This window comes from Nocardioides jensenii JCM 1364 = NBRC 14755 (assembly GCF_001552535.1).
Classification (GTDB): Bacteria; Actinomycetota; Actinomycetes; order Propionibacteriales; family Nocardioidaceae; genus Nocardioides; species Nocardioides jensenii.
The window spans coordinates 1-18,002 of the sequence record NZ_BCRJ01000054.1 but is presented as its reverse complement, the minus strand read 5'-3'; the positions used below and the strand labels follow the sequence as shown (position 1 = coordinate 18,002).

Genomic DNA, 18,002 nt, shown 5'->3' with positions numbered 1-18,002 from the left:
ACGATCAGTCGCAGGTTCTGTGGTCGCCGGTTCGCGGACAGTCAGATGCGGGGAACGATGCGGCCGAGCAGCTCACCCATGCGGGTGGCTGCGGCCTTGCCCGCCTCGAGCACCTCGGCATGGTTCAACGGCTCGCCGGTGATGCCGGCGGCGAGGTTGGTGACCAGGCTGATGCCGAGCACCTCCATGCCTGCCTCGCGGGCGGCGATCGCCTCGAGTGTCGTGCTCATGCCGACCAGGTCGCCACCGATGGCGCGGACCATGCCGATCTCGGCGGGGGTCTCGTAGTGCGGGCCGGGGAACTGGACGTAGACGCCTTCGTCGAGGCTCGGGTCGACCTCCAGGCACAGGGTGCGCAGCCGCGAGCTGTAGAGGTCGGTCAGGTCGACGAAGTTGGCACCCTCGATCGGCGAGGTGGCGGTGAGGTTGATGTGATCGCGGATCAGCACCGGCTGACCGGGCTGCCAGCTCTCCTTCAGGCCACCGCATCCGTTGGTGAGCACGATCGTCCGACAGCCGGCGGCTGCCGCGGTGCGGACCGGGTGCACGACCGCGGCGACACCCTTGCCCTCGTAGAAGTGGGTGCGGCTCAGGAACACCAGCAGGTTGCGATCGCCGGCGCGCACGCTGCGGATCTTGCCGGAGTGACCGGCGACGGCGGCCGGGTTGAAACCAGGAAGATCCGTGGTGTCGATCTCCGCGGTCGCCGCACCGAGAGCGTCGACCGCGGGGAGCCAGCCCGAGCCGAGGACGAGGGCGATGTCGTGCTTCTCGACGCCGGTGAGTTCGGCGAGCTTGGCGGCGGCCTGCTGGGCCTGGGCCGTGGTCGCGGTCTGTTCTGTCTGAGCCACGACGGGAACTCTAGACCGTGCCCAGGTGGTGTGCCGAACCCCCGGCCCACCTCCGGCAGGTCGATCAGAGGCCGGTGGAGCGGCAGGCGCGTGCGCGCAGCGACGAGACGTAGTCGTCGGGCGCGCCGGCCGCCTCGGCCGCGTCGGCGAGCATGCCGATGCTGTACGCCGAAGGAAGACCGCCTTCGTAGGCGTCGAGCACGTAGGCCCAGACCACCAGCTCACCGGTGAGGGTGGCGACCCGCACCTTGGTCTTGCGGTAGAGCCCGGTGTCGGCACCCTCCCAGCCGTCGAGTGCGATCTCGTCCTCGGGGGTGAGGTCGTAGACCGCCACGAAGACCCGCTCGAAATGGTCCTGGACGATGGTGGTCAGCGCCCCGTCCCAACCGTGGTCCTCACCGCCGAACGTCATCCGCCAACCCTCGAGCCAGCCGGTGGTCTGCAGGATCGAGTGGGGGCAGCGTTCGCTCATGCGGGCGGGATCGAGGTTCGTCCCGTAGGCGGCATAGAGCGTCACAGGCTGCAGGATAGTCTGGCACCCGTGACCCACTTCAACGTCCTCGTCCTTGGTGCCGGTCCTGGTGGCTACGTCGCGGCGATCCGCGCAGCCCAGCTCGGCCAGTCCGCTGCCGTCATCGAAGAGAAGTACTGGGGCGGTGTCTGCCTCAATGTCGGCTGCATCCCCTCCAAGGCGCTCCTGAAGAACGCCGAGCTCGCCCACACGCTCAACCACGAGAAGGCCAAGTACGGCATCGAGGGCGACGCCACGATGTCCTTCGGCCCGACCCACAAGCGTTCGCGCCAGGTGTCGGCCGGCATCGTCAAGGGTGTCCACTTCTTGATGAAGAAGAACAAGATCACCGAGATCAACGGCCGCGGCACCCTCAAGGGTGCAGCCGACGGCAAGCAGTCGGTCGAGGTCAAGGACGCCGACGGAAACGTCACGACCCACACCTGCGACAACCTGATCATCGCCACGGGCGCCAAGGTCCGCATGTTGCCCGGCATCGAGGTCAGCCAGAACGTCGTCACCTACGAGGAGCAGATCCTCGACGAAAGTCTCCCGACGTCGATCGTCATCGGCGGCTCAGGTGCGATCGGCGTCGAGTTCGCCTACGTGATGAAGAACTTCGGCGTCGACGTCACCATCGTCGAGTTCCTCGACCGCATGGTGCCCACCGAGGACGCCGACGTCTCCAAGGAACTCCTCAAGCACTACAAGAAGCTCGGCGTCAACGTGCTGCTCTCCACCAAGGTGGAGAAGGTCGAGGACACCGGCAGCGGTGTCCGCGTGACGGTCAGTCCGGCCGCGGGCGGAGACTCCCAGGTGATCGAGGCCGACAAGATGCTGGCCGCCTTCGGGTTCGCCCCGCAGATCGAGGGTTACGGCCTCGAGACCGCCGGTGTGCAGGTGACCGAGCGCGGCGCCATCGCCGTCGACGAGCGCGGCCGCACCAACGTGCCCGGCATCTACGCGATCGGTGACGTGACCGGCAAGATGATGCTGGCTCACGCCGCCGAGGCCATGGGCATCGTCGCCGTCGAGACCATCGCCGGTGCCGAGACCATCGAGATCGACTTCGACATGATCCCCCGGGCGACGTACTGCCAGCCGCAGATCGGATCGTTCGGCTACTCCGAGGCACAGGCCAAGGAGAAGGGGTACGACGTCAAGACCGCGACGTTCCCGTTCAGCGCCAACGGCAAGGCCCAGGGACTCGGCGAGCCGGTCGGCTTCGTCAAGGTCGTCGCCGACGCCGAGCACAACGAGATCCTCGGTGCCCACATGATCGGCCCCGACGTGACTGAGATGCTGCCGGTGCTGACCCTGGCCCAGAAGTGGGACCTCACTGCCGACGAGGTGGCGCGCAACGTGTTCGCCCACCCGACGCTGTCCGAGGCGGTCAAGGAAGCCGTGCACGGCATCTCCGGCCACATGATCAACTTCTGAGCCGGCGCGGGCGGGAGATCGGTCCATGAACCGCACTGAGCGTGTCGTCATCATCGGCGGCGGACCCGGCGGCTACGAGTCGGCCCTGGTGGCCGCGCAACTCGGCGCCGACGTGACCGTCGTCGACTCCGACGGCATCGGCGGCAGCGCGGTGCTCACCGACTGCGTGCCGAGCAAGACACTGATCGCCACCGCCGAGGTGATGACCGAGGTCGCCGACGCCGCCGAGCTGGGTGTCACGTTCCTCGACGCCGAGGGTGACGTGGCCAGCAAGGTCAAGGTCGACCTGGCCAAGGTCAACGCCCGGGTGCTGCGCCTGGCCGCCGACCAGTCCGCCGACATCGCCCGCCGCCTCGAGCGCGAGGGCGTGAAGGTGATCAGTGGTCGAGGACGGCTCGTCGCGTCCGCGGCGGGCAGTCACACGATTGGAGTCACGGCCGACGACGGCAGCGAGCAGACGCTGGAGGCCGACGCCGTCCTGCTGGCCACCGGTGCTGCGCCCCGCACCCTCGAGTCAGCCCAACCCGACGGTGAGCGCATCCTCACGTGGGAGCAGGTCTACGACCTCACCGAGGAGCCCGAGAAGCTGATTGTCGTCGGCTCCGGAGTCACCGGTGCCGAGTTCGCCTCGGCCTACCTGGCCCTCGGCATCGACGTCACCCTGGTCTCCTCACGCGACCGGGTCCTGCCCGGGGAGGACGCCGACGCGTCCGCCGTGCTGGAGGACGTCTCGAAGCGCCGCGGAATGAATGTGCTCTCGAAGTCACGCATGGAATCGGTGACTCGCGAGGGTGACACGGTCACGGTCACCCTGACCGACGGTCGCAGCGTGAGCGGTTCGCACTGCGTCCTCGCTCTCGGCTCGATCCCGAAGACCGGAGACCTCGGCCTCGAGGAGGCCGGCGTCCAGGTCGACGACGGCGGCTTCATCAAGGTCGACAAGGTCTCGCGCACGTCGGTCCGCGGGGTCTACGCCGCCGGCGACTGCACCGGCGTGCTGATGCTGGCCTCGGTGGCGGCCATGCAGGGACGCATCGCGATGTGGCACTTCCTCGGCGACGCGGTGTCGCCACTGGACCTGCGCAAGGTCTCCTCCAACGTGTTCACCGCGCCCGAGATCGCCACCGTCGGCTGCTCGCAGAAGGCAGTCGACGACGGCGAGATCCTCGCCGAGGTCGTGATGCTCAAACTGGCCGGCAATCCGCGGGCCAAGATGCAGGGCGTGCACGACGGCTTCGTGAAGCTGTTCTGCCGTCCCGGCACCGGCACCGTGGTCGGCGGCGTCGTGGTGGGGCCACGGGCCTCTGAGCTGATCCACCCCGTCTCCATCGCAGTGGCTGAGAAGCTCACCGCCGACCAGGTGGCCCAGGTGTTCACGGTCTACCCGTCGATGTCGGGCTCGGTCGCCGAGGCCGCTCGCCGACTGCACAACGTCTGAGCCGCCAGCCAGGCAGTCGCCCACCTCGACGATGTGGGCACCCGGCAGGGCCGCGAGCACAGGGAGTGCGGCGCGATCAGAAGCCGCCGAAGTCGAAGCCTCCGCCGTCGCCGCCACCCCAGCCGCCGTCGAAGCCACCGCCAGCATCTCCGCCACCGGAGTCGCCGCCCCAGCCACCGTCGAAGCCACCGCCGTCCGAGCCGCCGTCTGAACCGCTGTCGCCGGCCGACCAGTCCTCGCCCCCGCCGTCGCCCCCGGCCAGGTCGCCGTCGCCGGTGGTGGCGTCGGGGCTCCACACCCCGGCCATCATCGACCCGATCAGGAATCCGGGGAACAGGCCGTTCATCGCGTAGGAGCCGTAGTAGCCGTTGGCATACTGGCTGTAGGCCGGACCGCCTTGGTACCACGGGACCATCTGCGCGCCGTCACGCACGCGGCGTACGTCGGGCTCGGCGCCGGCCTCGATCCGTTCGGCGTCGGCGAGGCAGACCGGTACGTCGCGAGGAACCCCGCCCGGCGGCGCCCAGGACACATCAGTCTGGGCGGGACCGTGACGCGGGTTGAAGAAGCAGGGCGATCGGCGCTCGGGGAGGGGCCGGTGGTCCTGACGAGCAAGCACACAGGCCTGCGCGTAGCGGCCGTCCTCGAGGGTGCGGGTCACGGCGCTGACGTCTTCGGGTGTGCGGACGTCGTCGAGCAGGGACTTGGCGTCCTCGTAGCAGTCGAGCGCACGCTGGTAGTCCTGGCGCATCGGGACGTCGAGCTCGGTGGCAAGGGTGTCGATGTGCAATTCCTGGAGCTCCTCGCCGAAGCGGGTGACGTCTTCCTCGGCGACCTTCTTGACCTTGGTCACCGCGGCTGTCTTCTCGAGCTCGAGCCGGGTTCGGCTGCGTTGCTGCGTCGCGATGAGAGCCACCACAGCCAGGACCGCCAGAACCACCATCACCCACACCATGCACCAACGCTAGCAACGGATCTGAAACTACCGACCTGCAATTCACCGGACCTGTGGACAGGGCTGGAATTCGCGTGTTGGGATCAACTGTCACTCAAGTTTTCAACCGTCCCACCGACCTCGGAGCACTCCATGCGCCGCACGCTCATCGCCCTGGCCGCCGGCGCCCTCGTCCTCGCCGTACCGGCCCTCACGAGTCGGGTCGAGGCAGGTCCGACCGACGCGAGTCAGGTCGCGTCCACGAAGCGCACCGTCACGGTCGATCAGCGCTACCCGATGCCGAGCACCGGCAGGATCGCGATCCTCGGGCACGGCTACGGCCACGGCCACGGCATGTCGCAGTACGGCGCGGAGGGGGCCGCCCGGCAGGGGCTCAGCTGGCAGCAGATCACCTCGTTCTACTACCCGGGCACCAAGGTCGTGAACGGCAGCGGCCTGGTCACCGTGCTGATCAGCGGCGACACCAGCCCCGACGTCGTGGTCGACGCCCGGAGGGGCCTGCGGGTGGGGAGCCATGCCCAACGCAAGGGGTGGACCCTGCCGGCCAGGGGGACCGGCCAGTGGCGCCTGCGCGGCACGACCCGGACCCGGACCCGGGTCGAGTACCTCGACGGCTCGACCTGGACGGTGTGGCGCATCTTCGCGGGCACGGGCAGCTTCTACGCCTCCGGCTTGCCGATCCGGCTGCGCTACGGGTCGACGTCGGTGCTCTACCGCGGCCGGCTGATCGCGGCCTTCCCGAAGGCGGGCTCGACCGACGTCGACACCGTCAACGCATTGGCGATCGATGACTACGTGAAGGGCGTGATCCCCGCCGAGATGCCGCCGACCTGGACACCTGCCGCCGTGCGCGCGCAGGCGGTTGCGGCCCGCACCTACGCGTCGTACGAGAAGCAGCACCCGCGTGCGAAGCACTACCAGATCTGCGACACCACCTCGTGCCAGGTGTACGGCGGCTACTCGCGTGAGCACCCCGCCTCGAACGCCGCGGTCGACGCCACGAAGGGACGGGTCCTGACCTATGCCGGCACACCGGCGTTCACGCAGTTCGGCTCGAGCAGCGGTGGCTGGACGTCGGCGAACCAGTTTCCCTACCTCCCGGCGAAGGCGGATCCGTACGACGGTTGGGCCGGGAACGCCAACCACGACTGGCGGATCGAGGTCAACGTCGCCACCATCGAACGAGCCTGGCCGGCGATCGGCAACCTGCGACAGATCCGGGTGACCAGTCGCGATGGCAACGGCCAGTGGCAGGGCCGCATCGAGCGGATGACCCTGGTCGGCGGCACCAGCAGAGTGACGCTCGGTGGTGACGAGTTCCGTTCGAGGCTCGGCCTGAAGTCGACGTGGGTCAGTTTCGCCGCCGCAGCCGCTCCGCGAAAGGCCGTCGCCTCAAAGCCGGCTCTCCCCAAGGACGCGGCAGACACCCCTGTTCTCGACTGATCGAGGGCGATGGAGTGTCATCTCGGCGGACCGAACCGCCGGGTGGACGATCCGGTCAGCAACTAGTGCGAGGCAACGGCAGCCAACACCTGGTCGCAGAAGGCCCGGAAGTCGGTGTGCAAGCCGTCAAGGAGTCTCTCCAGGGCGCTGGCGCTGGATGCACTGCTTCGAAGCGAGCAGTGCAGCAGCCGGTCCCCAGCTTCGTAGCCGTAGCCCATGCCGCCGTAGAACGGCGCTGTGGTCTCCCACCGGAGCGTGGTGTCCCACGGCGCGTGGTCGGCCAGAGGCTGGTGCGAAGCCCCTGCAGTGCCTGCCGGGATGTCGAGTTCGGCGAAACGCTCATCCGTCAGTGGCCCGAGTCCGGACGCCACGCCGATGAACACAGCAGGCTGACAGAGTCCGTCTTCGCCGGGGTCCAGGTCGGGGGTCCAGCTGCAGCCGACCGAGGGGGTCCCGTCGGGCCCGGTTGCCTCCCGCATCTCTGTTCCCGTGACCACGTCGGCCACCTCGGCCGTGAGCACATTGCAGTCGATGGTCTTGGGCAGAGGGCTCCGGGGCTGCTCCAGAGCTGGTGTGGTGGCTTCCTGTCCACCACCTTCATCGGCGCTGCACGGCCGACGCCATCAACAGAACCAAGACGCTGATCAGGATCCGAGCCGGCATTGAGTCTCCCGATGATTACGTTGCCCTCAGCCCACGACGACGATCAGGTCGCCGCCCTCGACGGAACGCGTGTCCGGGACTGCGACGCGCTGGACTGTGCCCGCCATCGGGGCGGTGATCGAGGCCTCCATCTTCATCGCCTCGATCGTGGCGATGGTCGCGCCGGCCTCGACCTTGTCGCCCTCGGCAACGGTCACCGTGACGACGCCCTGGAACGGCGCCGCGACCTGACCAGGCTTGCCGGGCTCGGCCTTCTCGGTGGCGGCGACCTCAGCCGCCACGCTCCGGTCACGGATGCTGATCGGCCGCAGCTGCCCGTTCAGCGTGCACATCACCGAGCGATAGCCCCGCTCGTCGGGCTCACCGATCGCCTGGAGACCGACCAGCAGCTTCTTGCCCGGAGCGAGGTCGATCTCGTGCTCCTCGCCCGCGTTGAGGCCGTAGAGGTAGTCGATGGTCGGCAGGATCGAGGTGTCGCCGTACTGAGCCCGGGACTCGGCGAACTCCCGGGCGGGTGCGGGGAAGAGCAGCTCGTTGAGGGTCTGACGCCGATCGCTGTCGAGGCCGGCGACCTGCTCGGGACTCAGGGTGGGGGACGGCCTGGTGGCGCTCCGACCCGCCAGGGCGCGGGTGCGGAACGGCTCGGGCCAGCCTCCCGGCGGGTCGCCCAGCTCACCGCCGAGAAAGCCGATCACCGAGTCGGGGATGTCGAACCTGCCGGGGTCCTCGGCGAACTCGGCCGGGTCGGCACCGACCGCGACCAGGTGCAGGGCCAGGTCGCCGACCACCTTCGAGGACGGCGTCACCTTCACGATGTTGCCGAGGATGTCGTTGGCCGCGGCGTACATGTCCTCGATCTGCTCGAACTTCTCGCCCAGACCCAGGGCGATTGCCTGCTGGCGCAGGTTGGAGAGCTGACCGCCGGGGATCTCGTGGGTGTAGACCCGGCCGGTCGGTGAGGGCAGGCCGGACTCGAACGGCGCGTAGACCCGGCGGGTCGCCTCCCAGTAGGGCTCCAGCGCGCACACCGCGCCGAGGGAGAGACCGGTCTCGCGGGCCGAGTGGTCGGTGGCCGAGACCAGTGCGGAGAGGGGCGGCTGGGACGTCGTACCGGCCAGGGCCGCGGAGCAGGCGTCGACCGCGTCGACACCGGCGTCGATGGCGGCCAGCAGCGTGCCGAGCTGACCACCGGGGGTGTCGTGGGTGTGGAGGTGCACCGGAAGGTCGAAACGCTCGCGCAACGCGGCCACGAGGGTGCGTGCCGCGGGCGCGCGGAGCAACCCGGCCATGTCCTTGATCGCCAGCACGTGGGCGCCGGCCTCGACGATCCGCTCGGCCAGCTTCAGGTAGTAGTCGAGGGTGTAGAGCTGCTCGGCAGGGTCGGAGAGGTCACCGGTGTAGCACAGCGCCACCTCGGCGATGGCCGTACCTGTCTCGCGCACCGCCGCGATCGCGGGAGCCATCTGCTCGACGTCGTTGAGGGCGTCGAAGACGCGGAAGATGTCGATGCCGGTCGCGGCCGCCTCGTGCACGAACGCGTCGGTGACCTCGGTCGGATAGGGGGTGTAACCGACCGTGTTGCGACCGCGCAGCAGCATCTGCAGGCAGAGGTTCGGCACCGCTTCGCGCAGGGAGGCCAGGCGCTCCCACGGGTCCTCGGCGAGGAAGCGCAGGGCCACGTCGTACGTCGCCCCGCCCCAGGCCTCGATCGAGAGCAGTTCGGGCGTCATGCGGGCGACGTGTCCGGCGACCGCGGTCAGGTCGTGGGTGCGCACCCGGGTGGCCAGCAGTGACTGGTGGGCGTCGCGGAAGGTGGTGTCAGTGACGCCGACCCGCGTCTGCTCGCGCAGGTCACGGGCGAACCTCTCAGGGCCCAGGGTCAGCAACCGCTGCCGCGACCCATCGGGCGCGGGCACGTCGAGGTCGAGGGCCGGCAGCTTGGACGTGGGGTCCAACCGGGTGGGGGCCGGGCCGTTCGGCTGGTTGACCGTGACGTCGGCCAGATAGTTGAGCAGCTTGGTGCCGCGGTCGCCACTGGCCCGCACGGCCAACAGTTGCGGGTGGTCCTCGATGAAGGAGGTCGTGACCCGTCCGGCCACGAAGTCGGGATCGTCGAGCACGGCCTGCAGGAAGGCGATGTTGGTCTCGACGCCGCGGATGCGGAACTCGGCAAGTGCCCGGCGGGCCTTCTCCGCGGCCTTCTCGAAGGTGCGGCCGCGACAGGTGAGCTTCGCGAGCATCGAGTCGAAGTGCGCGGAGACCTCGGCGCCGGTGTACGTCGTACCGCCGTCGAGGCGGACACCCGGACCGCCCGGGGAACGGTAGGTGGTGATCTTGCCGGTGTCGGGCCGGAACCCGTTGGCGGGATCCTCGGTGGTGATGCGGCACTGCAGCGCCGCGCCCCGCACTGAGATCGACTCCTGCGAGAGCCCGAGTTCGGCGAGCCTCTCACCTGCGGCGATCCGCAACTGGGACTGGACCAGGTCGACGTCGGTGACCTCTTCGGTGACCGTGTGCTCGACCTGGATACGCGGGTTCATCTCGATGAACACGTGGTTGCCCGAGGCATCGAGGAGGAACTCGACGGTGCCGGCGTTGGTGTAGCCGATCTCGCGGGCGAAGCGGACCGCGTCGGCACACATGCGCTCGCGCAGGTCGGGGTCGAGATTGGGGGCCGGGGCGATCTCGACGACCTTCTGGTGCCGCCGCTGCACCGAACAGTCACGCTCGAAGAGATGGATGACCTCTCCGTCCGCGTCCGCGAGCACCTGCACCTCGATGTGCCGCGGATTCACCACCGCCTGCTCGATGAACACGGTCGGGTCACCGAACGCCGCCTTGCCCTCACGCATGCAGACCTCGATCGCCTCACGCAGGGAGCCCGGATCGTCGACCCGACGCATGCCGCGTCCGCCTCCACCGGCGACCGCCTTCACGAACAACGGGAACGGCAGCGCCTCGGCCGCCGTGACGAGGGCGTCGACATCGGTCGACGGCTCCACCCCGGCCAAGGTCGGCACCCCGGCCGCCTTCGCCGCCGCGATCGCGCGCGCCTTGTTGCCGGTGAGGGTGAGAACCTCGGCGCTCGGGCCGATGAACGTGATGCCCGCAGCCGCACAGGCTTCGGCAAGAGCCGGGTTCTCCGACAGGAAACCATAGCCCGGATAGACCGCATCGGCGCCCGAGCGCAGGGCGACCTCGACGATGGCCTCGGGGTCGAGGTAGGCACGCACCGGGTGACCGCGCTCGCCGATCTCGTAGGCCTCGTCTGCCTTCAGACGGTGCTCGGACCATCTGTCCTCGTGGGGGAAGACGGCCACGGTGCGGGCACCGATCTCGTAGGCAGCACGGAAGGCCCGGATCGCGATCTCGCCACGATTGGCGACGAGCACCTTGGAGAACATGTCCCGAGGCTAGCGGTCCTCGGGCAACGGTCCGATCTCAGTTTGAGAGAAGAGACGGCAGACGGCTCGGGCATGGCTAGAGTCGATCAAGGCATGGGACGTTGTCGTGGCTCCGGAAACGTGAGCACGACGCCACAGGCCTCTCTCCTGGGAGGGAGCGAGGGGAGGGCCGCTCGGCAAACCCGGGCGGCCCTTTCGAAACCCGCCAGCGACGTCACCGGCCGCCATGGAGTCGCGACATCAGGTCGGGCTCGAGTGAGCCGAATCCGGTCGAGGCCCACGGCTCGGCATCGGTCTCGAAGTAGTGCATCGGGCCACGATGGTCGACGTCGAGGATGTCCGGTGCCTTTCCGCTGCCCAGTGCCTTGCGGCAGGTGCCGCACACCGGCACCGTCACCGTCCGGTCGTTGAGCTCCACTCTCTGCTGGTGTGGCCCGTGGCCGTGCAGCGGGTTGAGGAAGCACGGCGTCCTCGGGACGAACGAGCGCCCGGCGAGTGCCGCCTGGAGGGCCTGGGTGCCGCGGTCGCTGAGCACGATTGCGCCGACGGCGTCGAGCACGTCGACCTCATCGGCGCCCATGAGGCGGCGGGCCGCCTCGTAGTGGTCCAGCGCGGCCTGCCACGATCCGGCGTCACTGCCCTGGCTGATCTCGGTCTCGTCGATCAACTCACCCAGGGCGAGCACGTCGCCGCGCGCCTGCTTGTCCACCTGCCGGTCACGGGCCTTGCGGATTCGTGCCACTGCGGACGGCGGCAGGATGGCGGGCTTCTTGGCCGCCCGCAGAACCTTCATCGCCTTCCAGGTCACCCCGACGACGACCGCGACGACGATTCCGGCCACGACCAGACCGGTCGGGTCGATCCCGTCACCGTCGCGCTCGCTCCCGGGATCGATGCCCTTGGCCTCGTGCCAGTCGTCGCGGGCTCTCTCCTCGATGGGGGCCAGTTTGGACTCGGGCAGCTGCATGAGCTGTGTGGTCCGCACGAACGCCTCGCCCAGGTCCTGGGGCAACTCCTGCCGGACGATGCTCAGCTCGGTCCCGATCGGCCATGACTCGGACACTCCCTGGTCGTTCCACGCGCGTGCCTCGAGAGTGATGTCGGTGTATTGCGTGGGCTCGAGGTTGTCGGTCGTGGCGATGTAGAGCCCGGGTTCGGGATGCTCGGCGTGCAGCCGGGTCAGCAGGTCGACGGAGTTGCCGCCATAGCTGTCACCGGAGGCGAAGGGATAGGCAACAACAAAGACCGGCTGGTCGAGCTGGGCGAGGTTCTGCTCGAGTTGGGCGAGCTCGTCCGACGAGAACTGTGACCGCAGCGACTGGTGGATGTAGATGTGGTCATCGGCGAGGTCCTTGTGGATCGCGTCCAGCTCGTTCTTGTCGGCCGCCACGTCACCACCTCCCGGGGAGTCGCAGGATGTCGCCCGAGATCTTACGCACGACCAGGAGCAGGAGGCCCAGGCCGAGCAGGGTCACGAAGGCGAAGAGGAACCCGGCCGCGATGCCGCCCGCGGTTCCGCCCCAGTAGTCGTTGGACTCCTGCTTGCGATCCCCAGACCATTCGGCTTCCTGGATCTCGTCGAGGGCCTGGGTGATCGTCGTGACCGGGTCGCCGACGAAGTCGCTCGCTGACAGGCTCACGTAGGCGTCGCCGCCCGTGATCACGGCGTCGCCGGCCCCGGGTCCCTCCCACACCAGGACGACCGAGCGCTCGTCACGGAAGGCGGACTGCAGCTGCCGATCGACGTCGAGGTAGGCGCCGGATCCCTTCGTCTCGCGCCAGAAGATCACACGGACGGGCACGGTCAGCCCGGCGACGGCCTTCTCCAGGGTGGCCTCGCCATGCTTGTCGATCATGGGTCGGCCGTCGGGAGCGACGTGTACGCCGTCTGCGCGGAGCTCGCGGATGGCCGCACGCACCCGGTCGCCGGGCTCGGACGGCCCGCCACGCTCCTGCCCGGCGTAGTCGGCCACCGCTCGTTCCCGGTGCTCGGTGACCCACCAGCCGGCACCGGTTGCGGCCAGCGCTGCGATGACCAGGCTCAGGACGATGTTGGCAAGACGGTTGCGCATCAGCGGTCGACCTCCCCGACATGGCGCCACAGGTCGTCGACCAGCGCGCCGTACCCGGTCTCTGCCCACACCGTGTCGCCCTCGTAGTAGGGGCCGTCGATCGCGAGGCGGCGATCCTCGACGAGGGCGTCGAGCTCGCGGTGCTGGCGCATCGTCTTGTCGCAGCGGGGGCAAACCGGCACGCTGAGGCCGCCGGCCACCGGACGCTCGTGCGATCCCTCTCCGTGGAGTGGGTTGATGTAGCAGCAGCGGTAGACACCTCGGTCGGTCCGATCCAGGGCACGCGACCCGATCCGGGCCAGCACGGCCGCGCCGATCAGGTCCAGGGGGTCATCGGAGTCGAGGAGTTCGATGCCGGTCTCGTGGCTGTGCGAGGCCAGATCAGCCCGCTCGGCGCCGGCCCGGAGCCGAAGCTTCGCGTCGGCGAGAGAGCGTTCCAGTCGCGCGAGTTCATCGGTGGCCCGGGCACGGTGCTGGTCGAGGTCGCGCGTGACCCGTTCGGCGCGCGACGACGTCGGCAGCCGTGCCTCGTCGTGGGGGCGGCCGCCGGCAGCCCTCGACGTCGTCACCGGTGCGCCGCCTCGGCCCGCGACGGCCTGGAGCAGGCGGTAGGAGACGACCAGGGCCACCAGGAGGGTGGTCGTCGCGACGAGAGCGAGCAGCCCGGGGGAGGCGAGTTGGGGCTCGTCACCCGGGTAGGTGTAGGGCCAGTGGTCAGAGCTCCACATCTCGTTGGCGTAGCCGGTGAGCTGGGCGTCGGAGAGGATCGGCTCGCTGTAGTCAGGTATCGACGTGTGTGCCGCCACCTCGAGCGCGGCCGCAGCCTCGATCGGGTGCCCAGGCTGGACCTCCTCGCCACCGAGGGTCTTGACCACCGCCGTGATCTGGTCCTCGACGGTGCTGTGGGCGAGGCCGATCAACATCTCGTCGTCGTTCTCCGACGGATCCAGGTCACCCCAGACACCGACGTGCCCGGTGCCCTCGGAGGTGTGGACGACGTAGACGCCGTCCTTCCTGACGCCGGCATGGACCAGGCTGGCCAGCTCCTCGTCGGCGTCGATGCCGGAGAGCCCGGGCGGGGTCGCGGTGTAGACGACGTAGACGGGGTAGGTGGCGTGCTGCTCCTTGGCCGTCAGGAAGTCGTGCAGTTCCCGCGTGTGGCCGTTGCCCATGATCTGCTCGATCAGGATCGGATCCTGGTCGAGGCTTGCGACGATCTCGGGGACGGTGTCGGGAAAGCCGTCCGCCCCCGGTGGCGGGCCGGCCACTCGTCAGTCCTTGAGCTCGCAGATGACCTGACCGTTGGTGACGGTGGCGCCGACCTCGGCAGTGAGGCCGGTGACGGTGCCGGCCTTGTGCGCCTTGAGCGGCTGCTCCATCTTCATCGCCTCGAGCACGACCACGACGTCGCCCTCGGCGACGGTGGCACCCTCGTCGACGGCGACCTTGACGATGGTGCCCTGCATCGGGGAGGCGACGGCGTCACCGGAGACGGCGGAGCCGGCCTTCTTCGCAGCCCGCTTCGGCTTCTTGGCCGCACCCGCTCCACCACCGGTGGCCAGGCCACCGAGGCCCGAGGGCAGCACGACCTCGAGGCGCTTGCCGCCGACCTCGACGGTGACCTTGTGACGCTCGCCGGCCTCGTCGGCGTCCGCGGACCCGCCGGAGTAGGGGGTGATCTGGTTGTCGAAGTCGGTCTCGATCCACGTCGTGTAGACGTCGAAGGAACCCTCACCCGTGGGGTTGGAGGAGGCGACCCAGGCCGGGTCGCGGGTGATGACCTCGTGGAAGGTGATCGCCGTGGGCATGCCGTCGACCTGGAACTCGGACAGGGCGCGACGCGAGCGCTCGATCGCCTGCGTGCGGTCCTTGCCGGTGATGATCAGCTTGGCGACCAGCGAGTCGAACGAGCCGGGGACGGTCTCGCCCTTCTCATAGCCACCGTCGACCCGGACACCGGGACCCTGCGGCGGGTTCCATTCGGTCAGCGTGCCGGGGGCGGGCATGAAGTTGTTGCCGCCGTCCTCGGCGTTGATGCGGTACTCGATCGAGTGCCCGCGGACCTCGGGATCGTCGTACCCGAGCTCCTCGCCGGCAGCGATGCGGAACATCTCGCGGACCAGGTCGATGCCGGTGACCTCTTCGGAGACGCAGTGCTCGACCTGGAGGCGGGTGTTGACCTCGAGGAAGGAGATGGTGCCGTCGGCGGCGACGAGGAACTCGCAGGTTCCGGCGCCGACGTAGCCGGCTTCCTTGAGGATCGCCTTGGAGGAGTCGTAGAGGCGCTGGTTCTGCTCGTCGGTGAGGAACGGCGCCGGAGCCTCTTCGACCAGCTTCTGGTGGCGACGCTGCAGGGAGCAGTCGCGGGTCGAGACGACAACGACGTTGCCGTGCTGGTCGGCCAGGCACTGGGTCTCGACGTGGCGGGGCTTGTCGAGGAACTTCTCGACCAGGCACTCGCCGCGACCGAAGGCGCTGATCGCCTCACGCACGGCCGATTCGTAGAGCTCGGGGATCTCCTCGAGGGTGCGGGCGACCTTGAGGCCGCGACCGCCTCCGCCGAAGACGGCCTTGATCGCGACCGGGAGGCCGTGCTCCTTGGCGAAGCCGATGATCTCGTCGGCGTCCTTGACGGCGTCCTTGAGGCCGGGGGCCAGCGGAGCGCCGGCGGCGAGGGCGATCTGCTTGGCCTTGGCCTTGTCACCGAGGCCCTCGATGGCTGCGGGAGAGGGGCCGATCCAGACCAGTCCGGCGTCGAGCACGGCCTGCGCGAACTCGGCGTTCTCGGCGAGGAAGCCGTAGCCGGGGTGGACGGAGTCGGCGCCGGTCTTCGTGGCCACGTCGATGATCTTGGCGATGTCGAGGTAGGTCTCGGCCGGAGTGGCGCCACCGAGGGCGTGGGCCTCGTCGGCCAGGCGGACGAACAGGGCGTCACGATCGGGGTCGGCGTAGACCGCGACCGAGCCGATTCCGGCGTCCTTGCAGGCGCGGATGACACGCACGGCGATCTCGCCACGGTTGGCGATGAGGACCTTCTGCAACGGCTTGACCTCGGGCACGGACACTCCTCTGGTGACGATCTGGGAGGCGCGCAGATCACGCGCCCCGTCGGGGAGTCTAAGGCCCTCCGCTCCGGAGGTGCGCGAGGGTTCCGGTCCCTGAGCGGTGGCGAAGGCCACACCCGTGGCGAGTGACCGTTCGTCTACCGGCGAGTACGCCGGAGGGCGCGTGGGCTCCGACGTCGTGACGCGAGCGACGCGAGATCGTCGCGGCACCGGGCCTCGATTCCGTCGAGGTCGGCGATCGTCGCGTCGATGTCGCGCCGTTGCTCCTCCAGCGCCCGACGACGTACGTCGCACTGATCGATCAGGTAGTGCAGCTGGCCCGCCTCGCCCGGCGGTTCGTCGTACATGTTGACGATCACCGCGATCTCGTCGAGGGAGAATCCCACTCGTTTGCCGCGCAGGATCAGCTCGAGCCGGATCCGGTCACGCTGGTGGTACTCCCGCAGGGCCCCGGCGCGCACCGGGTGCAGCAGCCCGAGATCCTCGTAGTGCCGCAGCGTGCGGAGGGTGAGGCCGTACTCGTCGGCCAGCTGCCGGATCGTCCAGGTGGCCATGGCTGCTTTCGGTGGTCGGGTGCTGCCGTGCGGGGTGGTGTCGGTGTTTTCGGTGGTCGAGTGCTGCCGTGCGGGGTGGTGCCGGTGTTTTCGGTGGTCGAGTGCCGCCGAGGGACGAGGCGGTGTATCGAGACCTTGCTTTACGTCAACGTAAGCGTAGGAGCATGGTGGTCGTACGCCGACCAAGTGAGAGGCCACCATGTCGTTCGAGTTGTCCCGTGAGCACGAAGAGTTCCGCCGGTCCGTCCGTGACTTCGCGGAGGCCGAGATCGCCCCGCACGTCGCGCAGTGGGACTGCGATCACCACTTTCCCGTGGACGTCGTGCACAAGATGGGTGACCTGGGCCTGTTCGGCCTGACCGCGCCTGAGGAGTTCGGCGGTGCCGGGTTGGCCCCCGAGGACGGTCCGTTCACCTCCCTGTGCCTGGCCATCGAGGAGCTCGGCCGTGTCGACCAGTCGATGGGGATCACGCTCGAGGCCGGTGTCGGCCTCGGTATCAACCCGATCCTCACCTTCGGCAATGACGAGCAGAAGGCTGCCCACCTGCCCGATCTGGTGGCGGGACGGAAGCTGGCCGGCTTCGGCCTCACCGAGCCGGGCGCCGGCTCCGACGCCGGCGCGACCAAGACCAAGGCCGAGCTGGTCGATGACGAGTGGGTGGTCAACGGCGCCAAGCAGTTCATCACCAACTCGGGGTCCGAGATCACCTCGCTGGTCACCGTGACCGCTCGCACCGGCACCAAGGACAACGGCAACGCCGAGATCAGCACGATCATCGTGCCGTCCGGCACTCCCGGCTTCACAGCGGAGAAGGCCTACGACAAGCTCGGCTGGCACATCTCCGACACTCATCCGCTCTCGTTCGAGGACGCGCACGTCCCCGCCGGCAACCTGCTCGGTGAGCGCGGCCGCGGCTTCGCCCAGTTCCTGGCCACCCTCGACGACGGTCGAGTGGCCATCGCCGCCCTTGCCGTCGGCCTGATCCAGGCCTGCCGCGACCTGTGTGTGGAGTATGCGCTCGACAGGCAGACCATGGGCGGTCCGATCGGCCGCAAGCAAGGCGTCGCCTTCCAGATCGCCGACCTCGACGTGATGCTCCAGGCCGGACGACTGCTGACCTACAAGGCCGCGGCCATGAAGGACGCGGGCGCCTCCACCAAGGACTTCAAGCAGGCCGCCTCGATCGCCAAGCTCTACACGTCGGAGTCGGCCGTCACCGCGACCCGCATCGCCACCCAGGTCTTCGGCGGCTACGGCTTCATGGAGGAGTACCCGGTCGCCCGGTTCTACCGCGACGCCAAGATCCTCGAGATCGGCGAGGGCACCTCCGAGGTGCAGCGCATGCTGATCGCGCGTGGACTCGGCCTGCCTGTCGAGTGACAGCTTGCCCGTGGGGTGAGGAGAAGAGATCCGAGCGCCGACCAGGGCGCAGGGTCTGAGTTCGGGCCGACCTGTCGTGAGTTCGGGGTGACCCGTCGTGAGTTCGGGGTGACCCGTCGTGAGTTCGGCGGGACCCGTCGTGAGTTCGGCGGTGGCCACGTCGATCGTGGTTCGCGACCATCCACAGTCGCTGAATCGGGTGTGGAGAACCTGGTGGTGGTGTGA

At 68.9% G+C, this 18,002-nt stretch carries 14 protein-coding genes; 4 read left to right on the top strand and 10 right to left on the bottom strand.

Annotated elements, in window-relative coordinates; genetic code table 11:
- Positions 1-41 precede the first annotated feature (41 nt).
- Both NJ4_RS12410 and NJ4_RS12405 read right to left on the bottom strand, forming a co-directional pair.
- Positions 42-851, bottom strand: coding sequence for a purine-nucleoside phosphorylase (locus NJ4_RS12410; protein ID WP_067435249.1), 810 nt, complete (start codon positions 849-851; stop codon positions 42-44).
- A gap of 64 nt (positions 852-915) precedes the next feature.
- Entirely contained in the window at positions 916-1,368 is a 453-nt protein-coding gene (locus NJ4_RS12405) for a gamma-glutamylcyclotransferase family protein (protein ID WP_067435246.1), read from the bottom strand.
- 24 nt (positions 1,369-1,392) lie between these two features.
- Here NJ4_RS12405 and lpdA point away from each other — a divergent pair, with 24 nt between their 5' ends.
- The gene (gene lpdA, locus NJ4_RS12400; protein WP_067435243.1) at positions 1,393-2,802 is read left to right on the top strand and encodes a dihydrolipoyl dehydrogenase; all 1,410 of its coding nucleotides are present in this window, start codon (positions 1,393-1,395) and stop codon (positions 2,800-2,802) included.
- Between the two features lie 25 nt (positions 2,803-2,827).
- Positions 2,828-4,240, top strand: coding sequence for an NAD(P)H-quinone dehydrogenase (locus NJ4_RS12395; RefSeq protein ID WP_067435240.1), 1,413 nt, complete (start codon positions 2,828-2,830; stop codon positions 4,238-4,240).
- 76 nt (positions 4,241-4,316) lie between these two features.
- Here the strand turns inward: NJ4_RS12395 and NJ4_RS12390 are convergent, their stop codons facing one another.
- Entirely contained in the window at positions 4,317-5,195 is an 879-nt protein-coding gene (locus NJ4_RS12390; protein ID WP_067435237.1) for a hypothetical protein, read from the bottom strand.
- Positions 5,196-5,327: 132 nt separating this feature from the next.
- Between NJ4_RS12390 and NJ4_RS12385 the strand changes: the two genes are divergently transcribed.
- The gene (locus NJ4_RS12385) at positions 5,328-6,638 is read left to right on the top strand and encodes a SpoIID/LytB domain-containing protein (protein WP_067435233.1); all 1,311 of its coding nucleotides are present in this window, start codon (positions 5,328-5,330) and stop codon (positions 6,636-6,638) included.
- Between the two features lie 62 nt (positions 6,639-6,700).
- Here the strand turns inward: NJ4_RS12385 and NJ4_RS12380 are convergent, their stop codons facing one another.
- From NJ4_RS12380 to NJ4_RS12350, 7 genes are all read right to left on the bottom strand, one after another.
- The gene (locus NJ4_RS12380; RefSeq protein WP_157551111.1) at positions 6,701-7,135 is read right to left on the bottom strand and encodes a hypothetical protein; all 435 of its coding nucleotides are present in this window, start codon (positions 7,133-7,135) and stop codon (positions 6,701-6,703) included.
- A 192-nt stretch (positions 7,136-7,327) separates the two neighbouring features.
- Entirely contained in the window at positions 7,328-10,705 is a 3,378-nt protein-coding gene (locus NJ4_RS12375) for a pyruvate carboxylase (protein ID WP_067435226.1), read from the bottom strand.
- A gap of 214 nt (positions 10,706-10,919) precedes the next feature.
- A complete protein-coding gene (locus NJ4_RS12370) occupies positions 10,920-12,095 on the bottom strand; it encodes a hypothetical protein (protein WP_067435223.1) in 1,176 nt (391 codons plus the stop codon).
- A 1-nt stretch (position 12,096) separates the two neighbouring features.
- Positions 12,097-12,777: a hypothetical protein gene (locus tag NJ4_RS12365; RefSeq protein WP_067435220.1), complete on the bottom strand. Its 681-nt coding sequence runs from the start codon at positions 12,775-12,777 to the stop codon at positions 12,097-12,099.
- On the bottom strand, positions 12,777-14,045 hold the full coding sequence (locus NJ4_RS12360) for a hypothetical protein (RefSeq protein WP_067435217.1): 1,269 nt from the start codon (positions 14,043-14,045) through the stop codon (positions 12,777-12,779). The genes NJ4_RS12365 and NJ4_RS12360 overlap by 1 nt, the downstream gene beginning before the upstream one ends.
- Before the next feature lie 3 nt (positions 14,046-14,048).
- Entirely contained in the window at positions 14,049-15,836 is a 1,788-nt protein-coding gene (locus tag NJ4_RS12355) for an acetyl/propionyl/methylcrotonyl-CoA carboxylase subunit alpha (protein ID WP_067435418.1), read from the bottom strand.
- A 143-nt stretch (positions 15,837-15,979) separates the two neighbouring features.
- Entirely contained in the window at positions 15,980-16,396 is a 417-nt protein-coding gene (locus NJ4_RS12350) for a MerR family transcriptional regulator (protein WP_067435214.1), read from the bottom strand.
- A 199-nt stretch (positions 16,397-16,595) separates the two neighbouring features.
- Between NJ4_RS12350 and NJ4_RS12345 the strand changes: the two genes are divergently transcribed.
- The gene (locus NJ4_RS12345) at positions 16,596-17,777 is read left to right on the top strand and encodes an acyl-CoA dehydrogenase family protein (RefSeq protein WP_067435211.1); all 1,182 of its coding nucleotides are present in this window, start codon (positions 16,596-16,598) and stop codon (positions 17,775-17,777) included.
- Positions 17,778-18,002 lie beyond the last annotated feature (225 nt).